The 21,496-nt window shown below is 59.1% G+C and carries 22 protein-coding genes and 1 other RNA gene; 17 read left to right on the top strand and 6 right to left on the bottom strand.

Features of this window, described 5'->3' with window-relative positions; all coding sequences use genetic code 11:
- Positions 1–203: 203 nt before the first annotated feature.
- Together acnA and ABD827_RS02390 are read left to right on the top strand one after the other, a co-directional pair.
- Positions 204–2,921, top strand: coding sequence for an aconitate hydratase AcnA (gene acnA / locus ABD827_RS02395; RefSeq protein WP_344962002.1), 2,718 nt, complete (start codon positions 204–206; stop codon positions 2,919–2,921).
- A 40-nt stretch (positions 2,922–2,961) separates the two neighbouring features.
- A complete protein-coding gene (locus ABD827_RS02390; protein WP_344962000.1) occupies positions 2,962–3,255 on the top strand; it encodes a DUF1330 domain-containing protein in 294 nt (97 codons plus the stop codon).
- 57 nt (positions 3,256–3,312) lie between these two features.
- On the opposite strand, the gene ABD827_RS02385 is transcribed toward ABD827_RS02390, so the two are convergent.
- Positions 3,313–4,101 carry a TOBE domain-containing protein gene (locus ABD827_RS02385; RefSeq protein WP_344961996.1) on the bottom strand — a complete coding sequence of 263 codons (789 nt, stop codon included), beginning with the start codon at positions 4,099–4,101 and terminating at the stop codon, positions 3,313–3,315.
- Between the two features lie 143 nt (positions 4,102–4,244).
- Between ABD827_RS02385 and modA the strand changes: the two genes are divergently transcribed.
- From modA to modC, 3 genes are read left to right on the top strand one after another with little or no spacing between them, the layout of a single operon-like run.
- On the top strand, positions 4,245–5,003 hold the full coding sequence (gene modA / locus ABD827_RS02380) for a molybdate ABC transporter substrate-binding protein (RefSeq protein WP_344961994.1): 759 nt from the start codon (positions 4,245–4,247) through the stop codon (positions 5,001–5,003).
- Positions 5,004–5,027: 24 nt separating this feature from the next.
- Complete coding sequence (gene modB, locus ABD827_RS02375) at positions 5,028–5,705, top strand: molybdate ABC transporter permease subunit (RefSeq protein ID WP_344962031.1); 678 nt, start codon at positions 5,028–5,030, stop codon at positions 5,703–5,705.
- Positions 5,702–6,763, top strand: a complete 1,062-nt coding sequence (modC, locus tag ABD827_RS02370; protein ID WP_344961992.1) for a molybdenum ABC transporter ATP-binding protein — start codon at positions 5,702–5,704, stop codon at positions 6,761–6,763. The genes modB and modC overlap by 4 nt, the downstream gene beginning before the upstream one ends.
- A gap of 34 nt (positions 6,764–6,797) precedes the next feature.
- On the opposite strand, the gene rpiA is transcribed toward modC, so the two are convergent.
- The 3 genes from rpiA to ABD827_RS02355 form a co-directional block, all read right to left on the bottom strand.
- Positions 6,798–7,457 carry a ribose-5-phosphate isomerase RpiA gene (gene rpiA / locus ABD827_RS02365; RefSeq protein WP_344961990.1) on the bottom strand — a complete coding sequence of 220 codons (660 nt, stop codon included), beginning with the start codon at positions 7,455–7,457 and terminating at the stop codon, positions 6,798–6,800.
- Positions 7,458–7,552: 95 nt separating this feature from the next.
- The gene (locus tag ABD827_RS02360) at positions 7,553–8,131 is read right to left on the bottom strand and encodes a 5-formyltetrahydrofolate cyclo-ligase (RefSeq protein ID WP_344961988.1); all 579 of its coding nucleotides are present in this window, start codon (positions 8,129–8,131) and stop codon (positions 7,553–7,555) included.
- A 135-nt stretch (positions 8,132–8,266) separates the two neighbouring features.
- On the bottom strand, positions 8,267–8,497 hold the full coding sequence (locus ABD827_RS02355) for a VF530 family protein (RefSeq protein WP_344961986.1): 231 nt from the start codon (positions 8,495–8,497) through the stop codon (positions 8,267–8,269).
- Positions 8,498–8,676: 179 nt separating this feature from the next.
- Here ABD827_RS02355 and ABD827_RS02350 point away from each other — a divergent pair, with 179 nt between their 5' ends.
- Both ABD827_RS02350 and ABD827_RS02345 read left to right on the top strand, forming a co-directional pair.
- Positions 8,677–10,113, top strand: coding sequence for an ethylbenzene dehydrogenase-related protein (locus tag ABD827_RS02350; protein WP_344961984.1), 1,437 nt, complete (start codon positions 8,677–8,679; stop codon positions 10,111–10,113).
- Positions 10,110–10,661, top strand: a complete 552-nt coding sequence (locus tag ABD827_RS02345; RefSeq protein ID WP_344961982.1) for a hypothetical protein — start codon at positions 10,110–10,112, stop codon at positions 10,659–10,661. Before ABD827_RS02350 ends, ABD827_RS02345 begins: the two co-directional genes overlap by 4 nt.
- Positions 10,662–10,749: 88 nt before the next feature.
- Here the strand turns inward: ABD827_RS02345 and ssrS are convergent.
- Both ssrS and zapA read right to left on the bottom strand, forming a co-directional pair.
- Positions 10,750–10,932: non-coding RNA, 6S RNA (gene ssrS, locus ABD827_RS02340), on the bottom strand.
- Positions 10,933–10,966: 34 nt separating this feature from the next.
- Complete coding sequence (zapA, locus tag ABD827_RS02335; protein WP_344961980.1) at positions 10,967–11,266, bottom strand: cell division protein ZapA; 300 nt, start codon at positions 11,264–11,266, stop codon at positions 10,967–10,969.
- Between the two features lie 151 nt (positions 11,267–11,417).
- Between zapA and ABD827_RS02330 the strand changes: the two genes are divergently transcribed.
- From ABD827_RS02330 to ABD827_RS02285, 10 genes are all read left to right on the top strand, one after another.
- A complete protein-coding gene (locus ABD827_RS02330) occupies positions 11,418–11,984 on the top strand; it encodes a UPF0149 family protein (protein ID WP_344962028.1) in 567 nt (188 codons plus the stop codon).
- Positions 11,985–12,002: 18 nt separating this feature from the next.
- Positions 12,003–13,193 (top strand): 2-octaprenyl-6-methoxyphenyl hydroxylase, encoded by a 1,191-nt coding sequence (gene ubiH / locus ABD827_RS02325; RefSeq protein WP_344961978.1) that lies wholly within the window; start codon positions 12,003–12,005, stop codon positions 13,191–13,193.
- A gap of 3 nt (positions 13,194–13,196) precedes the next feature.
- Complete coding sequence (locus tag ABD827_RS02320) at positions 13,197–14,408, top strand: FAD-dependent oxidoreductase (protein ID WP_344961976.1); 1,212 nt, start codon at positions 13,197–13,199, stop codon at positions 14,406–14,408.
- A gap of 320 nt (positions 14,409–14,728) precedes the next feature.
- The gene (gene gcvT, locus ABD827_RS02315; RefSeq protein ID WP_298717356.1) at positions 14,729–15,832 is read left to right on the top strand and encodes a glycine cleavage system aminomethyltransferase GcvT; all 1,104 of its coding nucleotides are present in this window, start codon (positions 14,729–14,731) and stop codon (positions 15,830–15,832) included.
- A 32-nt stretch (positions 15,833–15,864) separates the two neighbouring features.
- On the top strand, positions 15,865–16,254 hold the full coding sequence (gcvH, locus tag ABD827_RS02310) for a glycine cleavage system protein GcvH (RefSeq protein WP_298717359.1): 390 nt from the start codon (positions 15,865–15,867) through the stop codon (positions 16,252–16,254).
- A gap of 136 nt (positions 16,255–16,390) precedes the next feature.
- Positions 16,391–19,273: an aminomethyl-transferring glycine dehydrogenase gene (gcvP, locus tag ABD827_RS02305; protein ID WP_344961972.1), complete on the top strand. Its 2,883-nt coding sequence runs from the start codon at positions 16,391–16,393 to the stop codon at positions 19,271–19,273.
- A 200-nt stretch (positions 19,274–19,473) separates the two neighbouring features.
- The gene (locus tag ABD827_RS02300; RefSeq protein ID WP_344961969.1) at positions 19,474–19,863 is read left to right on the top strand and encodes a host attachment protein; all 390 of its coding nucleotides are present in this window, start codon (positions 19,474–19,476) and stop codon (positions 19,861–19,863) included.
- A 119-nt stretch (positions 19,864–19,982) separates the two neighbouring features.
- Positions 19,983–20,456 (top strand): hypothetical protein, encoded by a 474-nt coding sequence (locus tag ABD827_RS02295; protein ID WP_344961967.1) that lies wholly within the window; start codon positions 19,983–19,985, stop codon positions 20,454–20,456.
- A 193-nt stretch (positions 20,457–20,649) separates the two neighbouring features.
- The gene (locus ABD827_RS02290) at positions 20,650–20,961 is read left to right on the top strand and encodes an ElaB/YgaM/YqjD family protein (protein WP_298717371.1); all 312 of its coding nucleotides are present in this window, start codon (positions 20,650–20,652) and stop codon (positions 20,959–20,961) included.
- 137 nt (positions 20,962–21,098) lie between these two features.
- On the top strand, positions 21,099–21,494 hold the full coding sequence (locus ABD827_RS02285; RefSeq protein ID WP_344961965.1) for a phage holin family protein: 396 nt from the start codon (positions 21,099–21,101) through the stop codon (positions 21,492–21,494).
- Positions 21,495–21,496: the final 2 nt, after the last annotated feature.

Raw genomic sequence — 21,496 nt, 5'->3', positions numbered from 1 at the left:
CCAACAAGAAAAACCGGGCCTGAACTAAAAAATTTTTTATCTGTACTTACAAACTAGCAGTGTTGGCCTGTTTTACGCCAATAATCACTTATTTTGCATGTGTTATGAGCAGGTACTTTCTTTGCTGCCTGTACTATGTCTAAATGTTGTACTGTATGCGTCGGTTTTTTACACCGGCCACTGCCCACCGATGAGGAGGAATTATGTCTTCCAGTCCGAATGCGTCTTTTACCGACACCCTGACCCTGGGTCAGCAATCCTTTCATTATTACAGCCTGCAAAAACTGGCTGCCAGTCAGGAACTGGCCCGGTTGCCCAAATCGCTCAAGGTATTGACCGAAAACCTGTTGCGTAATCTGGATGGCGATACCGTCACCGAGGATGATATAGCCGCCATGGTCGACTGGCTGCAAAAGGGGGCTTCCAGTCGAGAAATTGCCTTTCGCCCGGTACGGGTACTGATGCAGGATTTTACCGGGGTGCCGGCGGTAGTGGATCTGGCCGCCATGCGCGATGCGGTGCAGCGGCTCGGCGGCAAGGCCGAACAGGTAAATCCGTTGTCGGCGGTGGATTTGGTGATCGACCACTCGGTGATGGTGGATGCTTTTGCGGATGAACAGGCATTTGCTACCAACGTGGACATGGAAATGGCCCGCAACGGCGAGCGTTATGCCTTTCTGCGCTGGGGCCAGCACACCTTCGATAACTTCCGCGTGGTGCCGCCCGGCACCGGCATCTGCCATCAGGTCAACCTGGAATACCTGGGCCAGACGGTCTGGCAACAGCAGCAGGACGGCACGACCGTCGTTTGTCCGGATACGCTGGTTGGTACCGACTCCCACACCACCATGATCAACGCCCTCGGTATTCTCGGCTGGGGCGTGGGTGGCATCGAGGCCGAGGCGGCCATGCTGGGTCAGCCGGTGTCGATGCTGATCCCCGAGGTGGTGGGCTTCAAGCTCAGCGGCCAGTTACGCGAAGGCATTACCGCCACCGATCTGGTGCTGACGGTGGTGCAGATGTTGCGCAATAAGGGAGTGGTCGGCAAATTCGTGGAATTCTACGGTGACGGCCTGGCGAGTCTGCCGCTGGCCGACCGCGCCACCATTGCCAACATGGCACCGGAATACGGTGCTACCTGCGGTTTTTTCCCGGTAGATGAAGAAACCCTGCGCTATCTGCGCCTTACCGATCGCAGTGAGGAACAGGTAGAGCTGGTCGAGGCCTATAGCAAGGCACAGGGGCTGTGGCGCCATCCCGGTGACGAGCCGGTGTTTACCGACACCCTCAGTCTGGATATGGGCGAGGTGCAAGCCTGTCTGGCCGGGCCCAAACGGCCGCAGGACCGGGTCGAATTGTCGAAGGTACCGGCGGCCTTCAACCTGAGCCGGGAGCTCAGGGTCGGGCAAGCCCAGCAACAGCGGCTGGAAGGCGAGGGCGGTCAGACCGCGGTCGGCTGTGAACAGTCGCTGACCGGCACCGAGTTCTCGCTCGATGGCAGCACCCACCGGCTGCAGGACGGTGCCGTGGTGATTGCCGCCATTACCTCCTGTACCAACACCTCAAACCCGAGTGTGTTGATGGCCGCCGGGCTGCTGGCCAGGGCGGCGGCAGAGCGGGGGCTGACCCGTGCCCCCTGGGTCAAAAGTTCGCTGGCCCCCGGCTCCAAGGTGGTCACCGACTACCTCGAGCAAGCGGGACTGATGACCTATCTGCAACAACTGGGCTTTTATCTGGTGGGCTACGGTTGCACCACCTGCATCGGCAACTCCGGCCCCTTGCCCGAGCCCATCGAGCAGGCGATTCGGCAGGATGACATTACCGTCGGCTCGGTCCTGTCGGGCAACCGCAACTTTGAAGGGCGTATTCATCCCTTGGTGCAAACCAACTGGCTGGCGTCACCGCCGCTGGTGGTGGCCTATGCGCTGGCCGGCAACATGAACGTCGATCTGACTCGCGATCCCCTGGGTAACGATAAAGACGGCAAGCCGGTTTACCTGAAGGATATTTGGCCGTCGCAGCAGGCCGTTGCCGAGGCGGTGGCGCTGGTCAACAGCGACATGTTCCACCAGGAGTACGCCCGGGTGTTTGACGGTGATGAACGCTGGCAGGCCATCGAGGTAAAAGGCAGCAGCACCTTCAACTGGCAGGCGGATTCCAGCTACATTCAGCACCCGCCGTTTTTCCAGACCATGGCCAAAGAGCCGGAGCCGGTGGAAGACATTGTCGAGGCCCGGCTGCTGGCAGTATTGGGCGACTCGGTCACCACCGACCATATTTCTCCGGCCGGTAATATCAAGGCCGACAGCCCGGCGGGTCATTATCTGCAATCTCTGGGGGTGGAGCGCAAGGACTTCAACTCCTACGGCTCTCGCCGCGGTAATCACGAGGTGATGATGCGCGGTACCTTCGCCAATATCCGCATTCGCAACCGCATGCTGGAAAACGTGGAGGGCGGAGAAACCCGGCATTACCCCAGCGGAGAGCAGCTGTCGATCTTTGATGCCGCCATGCGTTATGAACAGGAAGGGGTACCGCTGGTGGTGGTGGCCGGCAAGGAATACGGCACCGGATCCAGCCGTGACTGGGCTGCCAAGGGCACCCGCTTGCTGGGGGTGCGCGCCGTGATTGCCGAGTCTTTTGAGCGTATTCACCGCTCCAACCTGATCGGCATGGGCGTGGTGCCGCTGGAGTTTATCGGTGACAGTGTCGACAGCCTGGGGTTGAAAGGCGACGAGCTGATCAGCATCAAGGGCTTGAATGACCTGAGCCCCGGCAAGGAGCTGGTGGTAAAGATAGAAGGGGCGAACGGCAAGGCGCAGCAAATCAAGGTGCGTTGTCGCATCGACACCGGTAACGAGCTGACCTATTACCGGCACGGCGGCATACTGCACTACGTGATCCGCCGCATGCTGGGGTAGTGTTTTATTCTTTATGCCGGTGTCGAGAGGAGGAAATATAATGGCCACGGCTTATTGTATTGTAAATATCGTGAAAATTTACGATCAGGAAAAATTCGAGCAATACGTTACCGGCCATACGCCGACCATTACGCAATATGGTGGCCGGTTTCTGGTGAAGGGAAACAGGGGGGAGGTGCTGGAAGGCGTCTGGCCCGCCAACCTGATAGTGGTGCACGAGTTTCCGAGTATTGAGCAGTTCAGAGCCTGGTACAGCTCAGAGGAATATCGCCCCTGGAAGGAGCTGCGCCAGTCCTGCGCCGATGTGAACGTGATACTGACGGAGGGTTGTTGACGCAGAAGGAAATGGGCTGGCATATCGATAAAAATGGGAACAATATTTTTTAGTGTGTTACCCCAGGGTGGCCAGTATCACCTGTGAAGGCGCAAAACAGGCCTGAACCCGGTCACCGGCGGCCAGCTTCAGCCGGTGGCTGTCCGTTTTTGACAGCAGGGCGCACAGTGGCTCACCCTGATCCAGCTGAAGTTCGTATTCATCGAATTCTTCCCCCGGCACAACGGCAGTGATAACCCCCGGCAGGCGGTTATCACTGTCGGTAATGGCGGTTCTTTCCGGCACCAGCCTCACCCAGGGTGCCTTGACCAGCGCCAGTACTTCCTTGCCGGGGGCCAGCCCCAGCCGATGGCTGCTGCGTTCGGTAATATCCGCATAGACTCGAGCGCCGCCAGTCATCTGCAGACAGATCTTGCGGTTGAGATGCGTCGGCTCCAGCGTCAGCACGCGCGTAAAAAACTGGTTGCGGGCGCTGGTCTGCAGTGAAAAACGGGCCACTACCGACAGCAGGCTGTCGAGCGAGGTGGACTCGTCCTGCAGGGCGTTGACCGCCATGCGTTCTATTTGATTCAGCAGGCCATATATTTTAAGCAAGCGTTCGCCATAAGGCGTCAGTACGGCGCCACCACCGCCCTTGCCACCGGTTTCACGCTCGACTACCGGGCTGTCGGCCAGCCGGTTGATGTCGTTCACCGCATCCCAGGCCGATTTATAGCTGATGCCGGCGGCCCTGGCGCCCTGACTGATCGATCCCTGGGCACGGATTTGCTCCAGCAAACGAATTCGCTTGGGATTGACGAAGAGCTGCTCCTGGCTATGCAGGCTCAGCATTAGTTCCAGATCCATGATGGCTCCTCAATATCGATGGCGGTCATTATGGCCACATTCACCGTTTTCGCGGGCATTTCAGTATCGTTGTGTTTTTATTTATATAACGATAGAGTGCCATCATTGTCTCTATTTTTATATAGCCAGTGGAGAAGAGTGAAATGCAACACCGACAGAGGTGCTTCCTGCTGCTTGCCGCCCTGGGCTGTTCGGCGCCGTTGTCCGCCGATGAAATTCGAGTGGCGGTGGCCACCAACTTCATCGAAGTGATGGAGCGACTGGGCGAAGACTTTGCCGCCCAAAGCGGGCATCAGGTACGAATTTCTTCCGGTGCTACCGGCAAGCTGTATGCGCAAATCAAGAACGGGGCTCCCTATGATGTGTTTCTGGCGGCCGACAAACGGCGGCCGACCCTGCTGGATGAAGAAGGGATGGCCATTGCCGGCAGCCGTTTTACCTATGCGTTGGGCAAGCTGGTGCTGTGGAGCCCGACCGAAGATTACATTGACGCTGATTTGCGGGTACTGAAGAAGCAGGATTTTCGTTTTCTTTCCATCGCCAACCCCAGAACCGCACCTTATGGCCGTGCCGCGCAGCAGGTGCTGGAAAAGCAGGGTGTCTGGGCCGTACTTAGGCCCAAAATGGTGCGCGGTGAAAACATTGGCCAAGCCTATCAGTATGTGTTCAGCCAAAATGCCCAGCTGGGATTTGTCGCCAAGTCCCAGGTATTCAAGAACGGTGTCTTTGCCGAGGGCTCTTACTGGCAGGTGCCGGAGCCGTTTTATGATCCCATAGTGCAGCAGGCGGTATTGCTGAAAGACGGCGCCGCGGCTCGCCAGTTGCTGGACTATCTTCGTTCGCCGGCCGCCGCCGGGGTGATTGAATCCTACGGCTATGGCGTGGCCGCCGGCTCGCATTAACCGACATCAAGGAAAAGCATGTTGTTGTCTCAGGACGATCTGTCGGCGCTGCTGCTGACTGTGCGATTGGCGGCGGTCACCGTGCTGGTGCTGCTGGTGATCGGCATGCCGCTGGCATGGTGGCTGAGCCAGAGTCGCTGTCGGCTCAAGACGCTGGTAGAGGCGGTGGTGGCACTGCCACTGGTGTTGCCGCCGACGGTACTGGGGTTTTACCTGCTGCTGGCGCTGGGGCCGAACGGCATCTTCGGCATCACCTCTCAGGCGCTGGGCGGTGGCACCCTGGCGTTCAGTTTTACCGGTCTGGTCATTGGCTCGGCCTTTTATTCGCTGCCGTTCGTGGTGCAGCCGTTGCAAGGCGCCTTCGCCAGTATCGGCCGGCGTCCGCTGGAGGTAGCGGCTACCTTGCGGGCTTCGCCGCTGGACCGGTTTTTTACCGTGGTGCTGCCACTGGCCCGCAATGGTTTTTTGACGGCGGTGGTGCTCGGCTTTGCCCATACCCTGGGGGAATTTGGCGTGGTACTGATGATTGGCGGCAACATTCCGGGGGCGACCCAGGTGATCTCCATCGCCATCTATGACCATGTCGAAACCCTGCAATACGGCGACGCGCATCTGCTGTCGGCCATTCTGCTGGTGTTGTCATTCAGCATATTGCTGCTGGTGTATGCGCTTAACCGACGCTTTGCGGTGGTGCACCCATGAGCATCGATGCCGCCTTTACCCTGCAGCGGCCCGACTTTCGACTGGAGGTGGAGTTCGAGCTGCCCGCCACCGGCGTCACCGCCCTGTTCGGCCCTTCCGGCTGTGGCAAAACCACCCTGCTGCGGGCCATGGCGGGTTTGGAGCGCTGCTCCGGGCATTTTCGGCTGGGCGAGCAATGCTGGCAAAGTGAGCAGCTGTTTGTGCCGACCCATAAAAGACGGCTCGGCTACGTGTTTCAGGAGGCGAGCCTGTTTGCCCATCTGTCGGTACTGGGCAACCTGGAATATGGCTGGCGCCGGTTGCCGGCGGCGCTGCGGCGAGCCGACAAGGCGCAGTTGATCGACTGGCTGGGGCTGACGCCGCTGTTGCATCAACGGGCGACCGAGCTGTCCGGCGGTCAGCGCCAGCGAGTCGCCATCGGCCGGGCGCTGCTGACCAGCCCTCAACTGTTGCTGCTGGACGAGCCGTTGTCGGCACTCGACACCGGTGCCAAGCGGGACATTCTGCCCCTGCTGGAACGCCTCTCGGCCCAGGCCGGGGTGCCGGTGGTGTATGTCACCCATGCGCCGGAAGAAGTGGAACGGCTGGCCGATCGGGTGCTGTTGATGGAGCGAGGGCGCATCAGCCATAACGACAGCCTGCAGCAGGCACTGGCTCGACCCTTGAGTCCCTTGTTTCGGGATGAAGATGCGGCGGGGGTGCTGCAAGGCCGGCTCGGCGAGGTGCTGGCCGATGGTCGGCTGCCGTTCGACTGCGCCGCCGGTCGGCTGTGGCTGGCCGGGCATGACCCTGCCGGGGCGGGGGGGGCTCGGCTGCGGGTGTTGGCTCGCGACGTCAGCGTGGCGCTGGCGCCGGTGCCCGATATTTCGGTGCTGAACCAGTTACCGGCGCGGGTAGTGAGTCTGACCCCAACCTCGACCGGGCAGGTGTTGCTGATGTTGGCACTCACAGGTGAGCTGCACATACCGGCCCGGCTTTCGGCCTATTCGGTCGAACAGCTGAAATTGATGCCGGGCAGCCCCTGCTATGCCCTGATCAAGGCGGCGGCACTGGTTTAAGCGGCGGCATCCGGGCGGACGCCGCACAAGAAGATTAAACGCCTTTGCGGACCACACCACTCGGGCTGCCAATCAGCAGCACATCGGCGCCGCGTTCGGCGAACAGGCCGTTGGTCACCACGCCGACGATGGCATTGATGCGGTTTTCCAGCTCTCTGGGCGCGGTGATCTGCAGGCCGTGCACATCCAGAATCTGGTTGCCGTTGTCGGTGATCACGCCTTCCCGGTAGACCGGTTTGCCGCCGAGTTTGGTCAGCTCGCGGGCCACATATTCACGGGCCATGGGAATGACTTCCACCGGCAGCGGGAAGCGGCCCATCACATCCACGGTCTTGGTGCCGTCGACGATACAGATGAAACGGTCGGCCACGGCGGCGACGATTTTTTCCCGGGTCAGGGCCGCGCCGCCGCCCTTGATCATCGCCATGCTGTCGTCTATTTCATCGGCGCCATCCACATAAACGGCCAGCTCGCTGACGTCATTCAGGTCGAAGATGCGAATGCCGAGCTGCTCCAGCCGGGCGGTGGAGGCTTCGGAGCTGGATACGGCACCCTTGATCTGATCCTTGACCGAGCCGAGGGCGTCGATAAAGTGATTAACGGTCGAGCCGGTACCCACACCCACTATGGTGCCCGGCGTTACGTAATCCAGCGCCGCCCAACCGGCGGCTTTTTTCATCTCATCTTGTGTCATGGCTTTTTTCTCTTGCTCGGGGCTATGGTGCTTACGGCGGTCTGCTGTAAAAGTGGCGGCATTATAGCAAAGCACACCTGCCTTGCATGTGGCTTTTACCAGCGCCAGTGCTGGTCGGGAGTGATCAGCTCCGGCAGGGGGATGTCCCAGCTGTCGGTAGGAATAGCGGGTAGTTGCTGGCAATTATGGGCCAGGCCCACCGGACGTGGCCCAAGTCCCTGACGCCAGGCGGCCAGGGTGCGGTCGTAAAAACCGCCGCCCATACCGATGCGATTGCCCCGACTATCAAACGCGACCAGCGGGGTATAGATAACGTCCAGCTCCTGCTTGGGCAGCAACAAACGAATATCCAGTTTGGGCTCGGGAATACCGAAGCGGTTGGCAATCAGCCGGGTGTCGGGGTCATAGCGCAAAAACAGCAGGTGACCGGGGCTGAAGTGATGCAGTACCGGCAGATACACCTGAGTACCCTGTGACCAGTACCAGTCAATCAGCGGCTGCGGATCCAGCTCGCCGTCGTTGGCCAGATACAGCGCCACCTTGCCGGCCTGGGCCAGATGCTCGGCGCCGGCCACATGCCGAATGATCACCTCGGAGGCCGCCTGCTGCTCGGTGCCGCTCAGGGCTCGGCGGGCCTGGCGGATTTGCTGTCGTATTTGATGTCTGTCGGTCATGAAAGCGTCCTGCTTATTAAATTCCACGGTAAGGCGAGCAGTGTAAGGGGGAAGGGGGCTACGAAGGTGTGAACGGGCCTCGCCGTTCTTGTTCACCTCACGTCTTTCCTCTCACTCCTCACTCTTCTCGGCGGTTCAGTGATGCCAGGGGCTGTTCTTCAGCCGAACATAGAGTGCTTCCACCTCGGTGCGCGCCCAGGGGGTACGGCGCAGAAAGGTAAGGCTGGACTTGATGCTCGGATCCTTCTTGAAACAGTTGATATTGATCCGGCGGGCCAGCTCTTCCCAGCCGTAACGATCCACCAGCTCGGTCAGCAGATCCTTGAGGGTAATACCGTGCAGCGGGTTGTTGGGTTGTTCTGTCATCGGGGAGTACCAGACGTGATTAACGAAGTAAGCCGCGATTGTAGCAGTATTTGCGCCAATGGCGGGAGAGGCATGATCCAGAACAACCCCGCTGTCACAGAACTGTGCTAGTTTGAGTCCTATTGCCAATAGCAATGCCGATAACAATAAAACGCCTCGAGCAGGCACGGGAGAGCAAGATGACAAGAGCAAGAACCCCCGCTGTGGTGACCTGCTTTATTGCAGGGATGGCAGTGGCCTGGTTCAGTCAGGGTACTGGCGTGGTGAAGTCGGATCCGGAACGCAATATCTGGATTCCGCCCACCCTGACCATGCCGCTGCAGGTACAGGCGGCCTATAACGACGAGCAAATCTTTTTTCGTTACCGCTGGCCGGCCGACAAGCCCCATGTTTATCACGACATGCTGCGCTATCAGGATGGCAACTGGGTTCGCTATGGTGCGTCGCGTACCGGCCCGGATCCCGAAGGCACCTATGAAGATCGGGTCAGCATGCTGGTAGACGATGGCCGGGTACCGGAGTTTGGTCGCTATGGGGGCTACATCACCGTCGGTGCAGACATGCGGTTTTTCACTCAACAGGCCAGCAAGTCCGAGGTGGCCGCCGACCCTTATATCGGCGGGAAAATGGGCGCCAACGAGGTGCAGAAACATTTGCCCGCCACCCGTACCGACATGGCCGACTGGCGAAGTGTAAAGTCAGAGTCCGATCTCGATGCGCAGCGCGCCAGTGGCTATTTTCTGGATCTCTGGCACTGGCGGGCCGGTCGCTCCAATGGGGTGAACATGTCCGACGACCAGCTGGTGGCCGGGCACCGGATCAGCGATGCCGGCAAGGGCCCCTTCAGCACCAACTGGGATGCAGAGCGCAATCAGCCGTTGTTCATGTTTGATCGCGACAAGGCCGGCATGGATGCCCTGACCTGGCGGCAGGTGCAGCAAGACAGCGTCGACTTTGATGGCATCTATTACCTGTCGGAAGACATGGCCAGGCCCTTCGACCCGACTCATGAGTGGCAGCAGGATGATGTGATTCCACGTCGTCTGCTGCGCAGCGGCCAGGGCTCCCGGGCCGACATCAGCGTGTTGGGTCAGGGACGCTGGCAGGATGGCTGGTGGGATGTTACCCTGCAGCGCGCGCTGGATACCGGCCATCCGCTGGACGACAAGGCATTTCAGCATCAGGGGCGTTACGATCTCGCCTTTGCAGTGCACAGAGATGCGACCGGCAGTCGCTGGCACTATGTGTCTCACCCCTACACCCTGGGGCTGGGCCGTGATGCGGATCTGGTCGCCCGTTATATCGACGGCGATCGCCCGGTCTGGAACGATGACGGATGGACCGACATTACCCTGTTTTACCCAGGCCAGGTCAGCTGGCCACAGTTGACCAGTCAGGTGCACGCCGGGGCGCCCAATATCGCCGCCGGTGAGCCGGTCAGGCCACGGCACAGCGAGCAGCAGCTGGCACAATACGGGGTCGAAATGGAATTCAATGCCGAGATCACCCGCCAATGGTGGCTGACACTGGGCGCCGGTCTGGTGCTGATGCTTGGCCTGTGGCTGGGGCTGCGCCGTGACTTTACTTCCACTACCAAGCGAGGAGACGCACAATGACGGGCATGCATCATATGCTGGTTCACTTTCCACTGGCATTCTGGGCGCTGGCGCTATTGATGATGCTGCTGGGCCGCTTTCAGCAGGGCGCACTGGCGCAGGCGTGCCGGTCGGGCTTGCCAGCGGTGCTGGTACTGGCCTGGCTGGGTGCCGTTGCCGCGCTGGTCAGTGGCTGGCTGGTGTGGCCGGCAGCGGCCAACCTGCATAGCCCCATGACGCGTAATCACCTGTTGATGTCACTGTGGGCCACCGGCCTGTGGACGGTGATCACCCTGCTGGTCTGGCGGGCACAACACGCGGCGCTGCAAGGCGGGCAGGGGCTGATACTGATAGTGCTGGGGCTGATTGGCTCGGCGTTGTTTGCCATCAGCGGTACTCTGGGGGGATACCTTGCCGGGGCTCCCACCCAGTTGTCACAACTGCTGGGGCAACTGGGCTGGTCGGTTTACGGCACCTTCTACCTGCCGGACTGGAGTTTGATGTTACTGGTGGTACTGGGTGTCGGCTGTGCCGTCTTGGGCATGGGCGGCCGGGCTCGTAACGCGTAAGCGCTACGCGATTATCGCGCATAAAAAAAGACCGGCGTTGCCGGTCTTTTTTGTGTCTCTCGAACAGATAACCAGAGAGAACTAAGAGGGAATCCCCAGGGTGCCGTTGCAGGTGTTAGTCCTTGAACCCGTTGGTTCAAGGCGGAAACCCGGTATCTACCGCAGGCTTCTCGGTCGGGCCGAGCATGCTCAATAGTAAATAACACGGCTTTCCTGTGCTGTGATTATCGGCTCAGGGACGCCACCCAACTGACGAACACCCCAGGGAAAGCTAAACTTTTATCTTAAATCCAAACGCGTGCTACCTAGCCTACCTTGCTGGCCAGAGCATCTTCAATCGTATGCTGAAGCATCTTGATGCGCTTATCCATGGCGTCAGCATATTGGTAGTTCTTGTCTTTTTCAAGCTCAAGTTCATGGCACACATTCAGGGCCAGCATAATGGCGATCTGCTCATTCGAGCCCGCCTTGCCGCCCTGCTTGAACGTGTGTATACGTTCGTTGAGCATGTCGGCTGCCCGTTGCAATGCCGCTTCCTGCCCAACAGGACAGGCCACCTTATAAGGGCGCCCGAGAATAACGATGTCGATTGCCGCTGTGGTCATGTGATCCTCAGATAGCTGATTGCAATAGGCCATAAAATTGTGGCGACTATATAGGGGCGCACCAGAAGTTTCAAGGGGTTGCTGGCCTGAGCGAAGTCACAATGCTAGGATCTGCCCCATATATGCCACCTTTTTGCCAATCGAGTACATGATGAACGACAACGCCCGTCTCAACTACGACGCCTTCACCACCTTGCTTGAACACCACAATATGGTGGTGACCGCCGCCGAAGTGCATGGCGTTATCTGCGGTTTGATCTGCGGCGGCATGGCCAAGAACGACCCTCGCTGGCAGGAACACTTCAATGCGCTGCTGAACGACGACTTCGGTTTGCCTGCCGAAGTGAAAAAAGCGGTTAACCTGCTGTTTAGCCGGGTATATGACGAGCTGGTCAGTCAGAGCCGTTTTGAACTGCTGATGCCGGAAGACGACGAGCCGCTGGATGAGCGACTGGATGCGATGATGGAGTGGGCCGCCGCCTTTCTGGCCGGCTTTGGTGTGGTGCAGGTGGAGCTGAACAAGGCTTCGCCCGAACTGCAGGAAATGATCCAGGACATCAGCAGCATTACTCAGGTTGCCAGCGACTTCGATCAGGAAGACGAAGAAAGCGAAACCGCCTTTGTGGTGCTGTATGAGCATCTGAAGCTGGGGGCGACGCTGGCTTTTGAAGAATTCGGCAAGGGTCAGCCTGCGCCCAAGCGTCCCACCTTACATTAAGCAAGACCGTTCAACCAAATGACCCATTATGATGTGGTAATTAACGGCGGCGGCATGGCCGGTGCCGTATTGGCGCTGGGCCTTGGCCGCTTGCACCGCCCGGATGGCTCGGCCCTGCGCATTGCGGTTATCGAAGCGGTTGCTCCGGAGCGAGACCTGCACCCGGGCTTTGATGCGCGCAGCATTGCCCTGGCCGGACACAGCCGTGAACTGCTGGAGCAGTTGGGCCTGTGGCCCCGGTTGGCCGGCCTGACCACTCCCATCAACCATATTCAGGTCTCCGATCAGGGCCATTTTGGTCAGGTGAATATTCGTGCCGACGACTACCCGGTACCGGCACTGGGGTATGTGGTTGAGCTGCATCCGGTGGGGCAGCTGTTGTATCGGCACATGACACTGTGCCCCAACATCGCGTTGCTGTGTCCTGCTCGCATCGAGACGCTGATCCAGGAGCCCGGGCGGGTGGTATTGACCCTCAATGATGGTCAATCACTGACCGCCACACTGCTGGTCGCCGCCGATGGCAGCCAGTCGGTGGTACGCCGGCAACTGGGCCTGACCAGTCGCCGGCTGGACTACCGGCAAAGTGGCATTATTGCCAATGTGCAGACGGCTGCTCCCCATCAGGGGCGGGCCTTCGAGCGTTTTACCCGCGAAGGCCCCATAGCCTTGTTGCCGATGGGGGAAGGCCGCTGTTCGCTGGTGTGGTGTGCCTCTTGTGAGCGGGCCGAACAGCTGATGAGCCTCGACGACGAGGCATTTTTGCAACAGCTGCAGCAGGAATTCGGCTATCGGCTGGGCCGGCTGCAACGCACCGGCCGGCGACACTGCTACCCACTGGTGCTGGATGAAATTGAACGGCCCTGGCATCACCGGGTCGCCTTGATCGGCAATGCCGCGCACCTGCTGCACCCCATTGCCGGCCAGGGATTCAACCTGGGGCTGCGGGATGTGGCGGCACTGGTGGACAAGGTGCGCCGGGCCTTGATGGACGAGCGGGACATCGGCAGCTATTCGGTACTGTCCGCTTACGGTCAGGCTCGCCAGCCGGATCAGGCCGAGATTGTCGGCCTGACCACGGCGCTGGCGCTGATTTTTTCGAACGATCACCCGGCACTGGCTGCCGGGCGTAACCTGGGGTTGATGGCCATGGCGGCCAGCAGCACGGCGAAAGACAAACTGGCCTGGCGGGCCATGGGCAAGAGGTAACGCATGCAAGCGACAGATGTGATCGTGATTGGTGGCGGCATGGTGGGGCTGACCCTGGCGCTGGCGCTGGAGCACAGCGGTCTCAAGGTGGCGGTGATAGAAGGGCAGACGCCGGAGCCTGGCTTGCCGGCCATTCCCGATAATCGGGTCAGTGCCATCAACCTGGCCTCCCGGACCCTGTTCGAACGGGTGCAGGCCTGGCCAGAGCAAAGCGAACGCCTGGGTCCCTATACCAGCATGGAAGTGTGGGAGGCGGACAGCGCCGCCCGCATCGAATTTTCTGCCGCCCTCATGCATCAGTCGCACCTGGGTCATATCGTAGAAAACGCCCTGCTGCAGCAAAGCCTGCTGGCCCGAGCCCGTCAGTGTCCTCATATCAGCCTGCATATGCCGGCGCGTGCCACTTCGGTGTCGGTGAGCGAGCAGGGCGCCTTTGTGCTGCTCGATAATGGCACCCCCATTACCGGTCGTTTGCTGGTGGGAGCCGATGGTGCTCGCTCCTGGCTGCGTGAACAACTGCAGCCGGGCATGATTGAATGGGACTATGACCACAGCGCATTGGTGGCGACGGTGGCGACCGCCGAGCCTCATCAGCAGACGGCGCGGCAGATTTTTCGCGGCAACGACATTCTGGCATTCCTGCCGCTGGCCGACCCGCATCAGTGCTCCATTGTCTGGTCGTGCGCGCCGGAGCGGGCCGAGGTGCTGCTGGCGTTGTCTGATCTCGAATTCAACAAGGCGCTGTCCCATGCCTTCGATCTGCGCCTGGGCCAGAGTGAGGTGCTGGGGCCGCGCATGGCCATTCCGCTCAAGGCCCGTTACAGTCAGCAGTTCTGTGGTCCGCGCTGGGCGCTGATTGGCGATGCGGCCCATACTATACATCCGCTGGCGGGGCAGGGCGTGAACCTGGGGCTGCAGGATGCGGCCGCCCTGGCACAAACCCTGACCACTCTGCATGAGCAGGGCAAAGACATCGGTACCCTGGCCGAGCTGAAATCCTTCGAGCGCTGGCGCAAGGCGGAAGCGGCCACCCTGCTGGTGGCCATGGAGGGGCTGAAACGGTTGTTTACCCATCCGCATCCGCTGGTGCGTGGCTTGCGTGGTCTGGGCTTGAGCCTGACCGATAGATTAACGCCCCTCAAGCGCAAGCTGGCCGCCCATGCCCTGGGTAGCGACGGGCTGCACTCTCGGCTATCTACACCTGAGAAAAACTAATCACAGCGTCACTCGGGATTAGTTTTCTTGCGGCTGACTTTTACCTGCCGATGGCGAAATTATTTGCGTTTATGCTTTTCAATGGGCATTTAAGTGCATTATAGGTTAATTTTTTGTTAACTTTTCGTTGTTTGTGCTGATTTTGGCACTTCCTTTCGTTGAAACGACTGTTGCCTGTTGGATCACACTTTTACGGCCACGATGAAACGATAAGTTTTTTTTGGGGTTGGTGCGGTTTTATCCCCCGCCGGCTTGGGTATAATCAGGGTGCAATATCGGATTATCGCTCACAGGCCAGGCCTGGAATAAAAGGAAGCGCCATGACTCAGCAAACAGTTCTGCACCCTCAGCACCTGGAAGCCGGTGCCAAGATGGTGGATTTTCACGGTTGGGATATGCCCATTAACTATGGCTCTCAGCTTGAGGAACATCATGTTGTGCGTAACGACGCCGGCATGTTCGACGTGTCTCACATGACCATCGTCGACGTTAAAGGCAGCCAGGCGAAACCCTTCCTGCAAAAGCTGCTGGCCAACGACGTTGCCCGTGTCAGCCAGCCCGGCAAGGCCATCTACAGCGGCATGCTCAACGAGCAGGGCGGTGTTATCGATGATCTGATCACCTACTTCTTTGCCGATGATGACTATCGCATGATCGTCAACTCCGCCACCCGCGACAAAGATCTGGCCTGGATGAGCAAACAGGTACAAGGCTTTGACGTCACCCTGACCGAGCGCCCCGAGCTGGCGATGATTGCGGTACAGGGCCCCAACGCCAAGGCCAAGGCCGCCCAGGTATTCAACGCCGAGCAAAACGCCGCGGTAGAAGGCATGAAGCCCTTCTTTGGCGTACAGGCCGGCGACCTCTTTGTTGCCACCACCGGCTATACCGGCGAAGACGGCTATGAAATCGTGGTGCCGGTCGATCAGGCTGCCGCGCTGTGGAATGCCCTGCTGGCGGCCGGCGTCAAGCCCTGCGGTCTGGGTGCGCGCGATACCCTGCGTCTGGAAGCGGGCATGAACCTGTATGGTCAGGACATGGATGAAACCGTGTCTCCGCTGGCCGCCAATATGGCCTGGACCATCGCCTGGGAACCGGCCGAGCGTGACTTTATCGGTCGTGACGTGCTCGAAGCCCAGAAAGCCGAAGGCAGCCAGCACAAGCTGGTGGGCCTGGTGATGAAGGAAAAAGGCGTGCTGCGTGCCGGCACTCCGGTGCGTTTTTTTGACGACCAGGGCCAGGAGCAGCAAGGCGTTATTACTTCCGGTAGCTTCTCGCCTACACTGGGACACAGCATTGCCCTGGCGCGGGTGCCGCGCTCGGTGGGAGCCAATGCTGAAGTTGAAATGCGTAAAAAATGGATGCCGGTGTCGGTGGTCAAACCGACATTCGTACGTTTCGGCAAAGCGGTCGCCGAATTTTAAGAATTCAAGCCAAGAATCAAGAGGAACAACTGATGAGCAATATCCCCAGTGAATTGAAATATGCCCGCTCCCACGAATGGGTTCGACTGGAAGAAAACGGCGAAGCGGTGGTTGGTATTACCGAGCACGCGCAGGATCTGTTGGGTGATATGGTATTTGTTGAGCTGCCCGAAGTGGGCCGCACCGTTGACGCGAGCGAAGACTGTGCCGTGGCCGAATCGGTCAAGGCCGCTTCCGACATTTATGCGCCGGTCAGCGGTGAAATCATTGCCGTGAACGACGCGTTGGAAGACAGCCCCGAGCTGGTCAACTCCGACCCCTTCGGTGACGGCTGGTTGTTCCGCATCAAGCTGGCAGACGAGTCTGATCTGGACGAACTGCTGGATGCCGCCGGTTACGAAAACAGCATCGACGAAGACTAATACCAAGCCCCCGAACAGGGGGCTTCCTGTTAATTCGACCCTGCAATCATATTTCAAGACCTTGCCGGTAAGTACCCCCCAGGGGCCGGTTGTCTGTGTGCCTCCAGGCTGCTGGCCTGTTAAGGAAGTTAATAAAATGACCCAGTCTTTGTTTGAACTTGAGCAGAATAATGCTTTTATCGGTCGCCACATTGGCCCGGCCGAGCAGGATGTGGCCGAGATGCTGGCCGTGGTGGGCGCCGAGTCGCTGGACGACCTGATCCGCCAGACGGTTCCCGCCAACATTCTCAACGATCAGCCCATGGGCATCGGTGCCAGCCGCACCGAAGTAGAAGCCCTCGCTTACCTGAAATCCCTGGCCCGGCAAAACAAGGTCAACAAGAGCTATATCGGTATGGGCTATCACGACACCCATGTGCCTCTGGTTATTCAGCGCAACGTGCTGGAAAATCCGGGTTGGTATACCGCTTATACCCCTTACCAGCCGGAGATTGCCCAGGGTCGTCTGCAGGCACTGCTCAACTTCCAACAACTGACTCAGGATCTGACCGGCCTGGATCTGGCCAGCGCCTCGCTGCTGGACGAAGCCACCGCCGCCGCCGAAGCCATGGCACTGGCCAAGCGCGTGAGCAAGAACAAGAAAGCCAACATCTTCTTCATCGCCGACGATGTACACCCGCAGACCATCGACGTGGTCAAAGAGCGCGCCGAGCACTACGGTTTCGAGATCCAGGTAGCCCCGGCCGAGGCGGTCGTCGAGCACGACGTCTTTGGCGCCTTGTTCCAGTATCCGTCTACCACCGGTCAGATCCGCGACATTCAGGGGCTGATTGCCAGTGTGCAGAGCCAGAAGGGCATCGCCTGTGTGGCCGCCGATATTCTGTCTCTGGTGCTGCTGAAGGCGCCGGGCGAGCTGGGTGCCGACGTGGTACTGGGCAACGCCCAGCGTTTCGGTGTACCCATGGGTTACGGTGGTCCGCACGCCGCCTTCTTTGCAACTCGTGACGCCCACAAGCGTTCACTGCCGGGCCGTATTATCGGCGTGTCCAAAGACACCCGTGGCAAGCCGGCGCTGCGCATGGCGATGCAGACCCGCGAGCAGCACATTCGTCGCGAAAAGGCCAACTCCAACATCTGTACCGCTCAGGTGCTGCTGGCCAACATGTCCAGCTTCTTCGCCGTGTACCACGGTCCCGAAGGCCTCAAGCGCATCGCCAACCGGGTACACCGCCTGACCGACATTCTGGCACTGGGTCTCCAGTCCAAGGGTGTGGAGCTCAAGCATGACACCTGGTTCGACACCCTGACCCTGATCACCGCTGACAAAGACGCCATCAACGCCCGTGCCCTGGCCAGGGGCGTGAACCTGCGTACCGATCTGGACGGCGCCCTAGGCGTGTCACTGTCGGAAACCACCAGCCGTCAGGATGTGGCCGAGCTGTTCGACATCTTCCTCGGCGAAGGTCACGGTCTGGACGTGGAAGCACTGGATGCCAAGGCCGCCGCCGGCACCGACTCCATTCCGGCGGCGCTCACGCGTGACAGCGCCATTCTCACCCACGAAGTGTTCAACAAGTATCACTCCGAAACCGAGATGCTGCGTTACATCCACAAGCTGGAAATGAAGGATCTGGCGCTCAATTACAGCATGATTTCACTGGGCTCCTGCACCATGAAGCTCAACGCCACCGCCGAAATGGTACCGATCAGCTGGCCCGAGTTTGCCCAGATCCACCCCTTTGCGCCGCTGGATCAGACCCAGGGTTATCAGCAGATGCTGACCGAGCTGGAAGACTGGCTGGTAAAGGTTACCGGTTACGACGCCATCTGCATTCAGCCCAACTCGGGCGCCCAGGGTGAATACGCCGGCCTGCTGGCGATCAAGAAGTATCACGAGTCCCGCAACGAAGGTCACCGTGATATCTGCCTGATCCCGAGCTCTGCCCACGGCACCAACCCGGCCTCTGCCCAGATGGCCAACATGAAGGTGATCGTGGTGGCCTGTGACAAGAAAGGCAACGTCGACATGGCCGATCTCAAGTCCAAGGCGGCCGAGGCGGGCGAGAACCTGTCCTGCATCATGGCGACCTATCCGTCGACCCACGGTGTGTACGAAGAAAGCATCCGCGAGATCTGTGACGTTATTCACAGCTATGGCGGTCAGGTGTACATGGACGGCGCCAACATGAACGCCCAGGTGGGCATCACGTCTCCCGGCTTCATCGGCTCCGACGTGTCGCACCTCAACCTGCACAAGACCTTCGCCATCCCGCACGGTGGCGGCGGTCCGGGCATGGGTCCTATCGGTATCAAGGCACACTTGGCTCCGTTCGTGGCCGGCCATGCGGTGGTGAAAACCGACAAGGAAAGCCGCAACAACGGCGCCGTGTCTGCCGCGCCGTTCGGCTCTGCCAGCATTCTGCCCATCAGCTGGATGTACACCGCGCTGCTGGGCGATGAAGGCCTGAAGCGTTCGACCCAGCTGGCCATTCTCAACGCCAACTACCTGATGAAGAGCCTGGCCGAGGATTACTCCATCCTTTACACCGGCCGCAACGACCGTGTAGCCCACGAGTGCATCGTGGACCTGCGTCCGTTGAAGGAAGCCAGCGGCATCAGCGAAATGGATGTGGCCAAGCGTCTGAACGACTTCGGTTTCCATGCGCCGACCATGAGCTTCCCGGTGGCGGGTACCCTGATGATAGAGCCGACCGAATCCGAGTCTAAGGCCGAGATCGATCGCTTCATCTTCGCCATGAAGCAGATCCGCGAAGAAATCCGTCAGGTAGAGAACGGCACCTGGACCCTGGAAGACAACCCCCTGGTCAATGCGCCTCATACTCAGGATGACATCATGGATGCCGAGTGGAATCGCGGCTACAGTCGCGAGCTGGCGGTGTTCCCGTCTGCCGAGGTACGCAGCTCCAAGTTCTGGCCCACCGTTAACCGCATCGACGATGTGTTTGGTGACCGTAACCTGTTCTGTAGCTGCCTGCCGACCGAAGCCTACGGCGAGTAAGCGCTAGACGGTTCACGATCATTTAAGTCGGAACCCCATGTAAAAAGCCCTGCTGGTTAGCAGGGCTTTTTTTGTTGGTGGCATCAACATCAGCCAGATCAAAGTCGCACTCAAGGCCGCGATGTGGTTTGTGAAAAATGGACGATACTTAGGAGTCTTAACTACCCTTGGATATTCCTACCATCAACATGAGGTGCTATATGGCAGACTGGATCGTAGTGACTGATGCTTCAAAAGCCGTGGTTTATCTGCAAGACAGGGTTGAAGGCGTGTTTGAAGAGGTGATAGATCTTGCCCATCCGGAAGCCCGTTTAAAAGCGAGTGATCTTGTCAGCGATGTGCAGACCATTCCGGAGAAAAGCGACCCGCGGCATACCGAGAATCAACGCTTCGCGCGTGACATTATCGGCCGGGTTCGCCATGCCCTCGACACCAACGAAATTCGGGGTTTCTATCTGGCGGCCCCGCCTCAGTTTCTGGGTTTACTGCGCGATGCCATGGATGATCATATGCGCAAGGCGCTGTACAAGGATCTGGATAAAAATCTGAGTGGTGCGTCTCATGAAGAGGTGATTGCCGCTTTCGCCTGACTCGCCTGGGATCCTTATTCCGCAGTAACGGCCGGAACCTGCCTCAGGTGAGTTTCGGTTTGAGTCATCAAGCTCCGTAAGCATTGAGCATGACCGGGCATACGGTTAAGGAGGCCCCGATGAACAGATCCTTTTGTTACTCACCGATACGCGTCGGCTTTTGCTTATTGCTGCTGGCTTTGCCTGTTGCCGCGCAGGCCGATACGACCCGGGTTATCGAGCTGACCCAGACCGGTTGTCAGTTTATTGAAAGCGAGAACGGGGTCGATCATGGCTATGTTACCCGCAGCAAGGCCGATTGCGATCGCATCAATGCCGAGACCGCCGTTGAGCGGCTGACCCGGGCTCGCACGCTGGAGCTGGAGCCCGGTCGCTATATCTTCAGGGTGCATAACCTGAATGTGCCCTATGAGCTGGGATTCTGGCTGCGAGGTGCCAGTCTGCTGGACAGGGCCCTGCTGCCCAGTGTGTCCGGTGGCGGCCTTGGCATGGAGACTAGCCGCGATTATGCAATCGAGCTTGAACCCGGCGAATATCTTTACTCCTGCCCGCTGAATACCACCCCCGATTACCGCCTGACGGTGGCGGACTAATCGATGGCCGCATCGTGGTCGGGCATCTGGCTATTCTTCGAATGGGGAGCATCCGCCAGATCCGGTCGTTGAACGTCTCGCCAGTGACCAAAAATATGGTGGTGGACTGGCTACTTCGCCGGTTAGTGGATATGGTGAGCAGGCATTGTGCAGTTTAAGAAGATGTTTATTTCTGATTAGACAAGGAGGCGGCATGAGCCGGAAGTATGAAGCGGAAAGAGCGGTATTGATGGATGACGTCAAGCAGTTGCTGAAGGATGCCGAAGCACTCTACAAGGCGGCAGCCGATGACGGCACCAAGGAAGGCAAGGCGCTGAAAGAAAAGCTGAAAGCGCAGCTGGAAAAGGCCCAGGGCCAGTTTTCCGATATGGAAGACTCTGTGGTGGAGCGCACCCGTCAGGCGGCGGCGCAGACCGACGATCTGGTTCACAGCAAGCCCTATCATGCCATGGGCATTGCGGCCCTGGTCGGACTGGTGCTGGGGGCCTTGCTGAGCCGTCGGTGAGTTGTCCTTGTCTGCTTCTGCGACGGCCCGGCCGACAACAGGCTGACAGTTGCCGAGCAGGCAGGATGAGATGAAAGGTCTCGGGCGGCGATGTTCAGCGCCGCCCAAGCGGAGGTTTACGCCATAAGGAAGGTTCAATGAGTGGCCAGATCAATTCGTTGAAGGAGTTGTTGCATACCATTACCGAGCTGCTGTTTGTCCGCTTCAAGATGGCCCGCATCGAGTTTATTGCCCAGAAAGAGCGCATGGTCCGGCTTGGCATGCTGGCGGCTTTGGCGATTTTTCTGTTCTTCATGTCTTACATCAGCCTGCTGTTCGGTCTGAACCTGGTATTGTCCCATTCGGCCAAACTGTGGGTGTTTTTCGGGCTGTCGGCTGGATTGCTGCTGCTGATGTGCTGGGCCTTCTGGGCCATCGTCCGTAACCTTGCCAGCCAGCGCCGGTTTCTGGCCGACACGCTGCATGAGTTGCAGGAAGACGTCGCTTATATTCAGGGCAAGAAAAATATGTCCGACTGGTCGTTGAAGGACTGAGT

This window comes from Oceanisphaera sediminis (assembly GCF_039539745.1).
Classification (GTDB): Bacteria; Pseudomonadota; Gammaproteobacteria; order Enterobacterales; family Aeromonadaceae; genus Oceanimonas; species Oceanimonas sediminis.
This window is presented reverse-complemented; position numbering and strand designations above follow the sequence as displayed.

Excerpts from the sequence above, each read along its gene's own strand:
- gcvH (WP_298717359.1), top strand. The coding sequence starts at position 15,865 with ATGAGCAATATCCCCAGTGAATTGAAATATGCCCGCTCCCACGAATGG.
- modC (WP_344961992.1), top strand. The coding sequence starts at position 5,702 with ATGAGCATCGATGCCGCCTTTACCCTGCAGCGGCCCGACTTTCGACTG.
- modA (WP_344961994.1), top strand. The coding sequence starts at position 4,245 with ATGCAACACCGACAGAGGTGCTTCCTGCTGCTTGCCGCCCTGGGCTGT.
- ABD827_RS02320 (WP_344961976.1), top strand. The coding sequence starts at position 13,197 with ATGCAAGCGACAGATGTGATCGTGATTGGTGGCGGCATGGTGGGGCTG.
- ABD827_RS02390 (WP_344962000.1), top strand. The coding sequence starts at position 2,962 with ATGGCCACGGCTTATTGTATTGTAAATATCGTGAAAATTTACGATCAG.
- zapA (WP_344961980.1), bottom strand. The coding sequence starts at position 11,266 with ATGACCACAGCGGCAATCGACATCGTTATTCTCGGGCGCCCTTATAAG.
- ABD827_RS02385 (WP_344961996.1), bottom strand. The coding sequence starts at position 4,101 with ATGGATCTGGAACTAATGCTGAGCCTGCATAGCCAGGAGCAGCTCTTC.
- gcvT (WP_298717356.1), top strand. The coding sequence starts at position 14,729 with ATGACTCAGCAAACAGTTCTGCACCCTCAGCACCTGGAAGCCGGTGCC.
- ABD827_RS02345 (WP_344961982.1), top strand. The coding sequence starts at position 10,110 with ATGACGGGCATGCATCATATGCTGGTTCACTTTCCACTGGCATTCTGG.
- gcvP (WP_344961972.1), top strand. The coding sequence starts at position 16,391 with ATGACCCAGTCTTTGTTTGAACTTGAGCAGAATAATGCTTTTATCGGT.
- rpiA (WP_344961990.1), bottom strand. The coding sequence starts at position 7,457 with ATGACACAAGATGAGATGAAAAAAGCCGCCGGTTGGGCGGCGCTGGAT.
- ubiH (WP_344961978.1), top strand. The coding sequence starts at position 12,003 with ATGACCCATTATGATGTGGTAATTAACGGCGGCGGCATGGCCGGTGCC.
- ABD827_RS02330 (WP_344962028.1), top strand. The coding sequence starts at position 11,418 with ATGAACGACAACGCCCGTCTCAACTACGACGCCTTCACCACCTTGCTT.
- ABD827_RS02300 (WP_344961969.1), top strand. The coding sequence starts at position 19,474 with ATGGCAGACTGGATCGTAGTGACTGATGCTTCAAAAGCCGTGGTTTAT.
- ABD827_RS02285 (WP_344961965.1), top strand. The coding sequence starts at position 21,099 with ATGAGTGGCCAGATCAATTCGTTGAAGGAGTTGTTGCATACCATTACC.
- ABD827_RS02350 (WP_344961984.1), top strand. The coding sequence starts at position 8,677 with ATGACAAGAGCAAGAACCCCCGCTGTGGTGACCTGCTTTATTGCAGGG.
- acnA (WP_344962002.1), top strand. The coding sequence starts at position 204 with ATGTCTTCCAGTCCGAATGCGTCTTTTACCGACACCCTGACCCTGGGT.
- ABD827_RS02295 (WP_344961967.1), top strand. The coding sequence starts at position 19,983 with ATGAACAGATCCTTTTGTTACTCACCGATACGCGTCGGCTTTTGCTTA.
- ABD827_RS02355 (WP_344961986.1), bottom strand. The coding sequence starts at position 8,497 with ATGACAGAACAACCCAACAACCCGCTGCACGGTATTACCCTCAAGGAT.
- ABD827_RS02290 (WP_298717371.1), top strand. The coding sequence starts at position 20,650 with ATGAGCCGGAAGTATGAAGCGGAAAGAGCGGTATTGATGGATGACGTC.
- ABD827_RS02360 (WP_344961988.1), bottom strand. The coding sequence starts at position 8,131 with ATGACCGACAGACATCAAATACGACAGCAAATCCGCCAGGCCCGCCGA.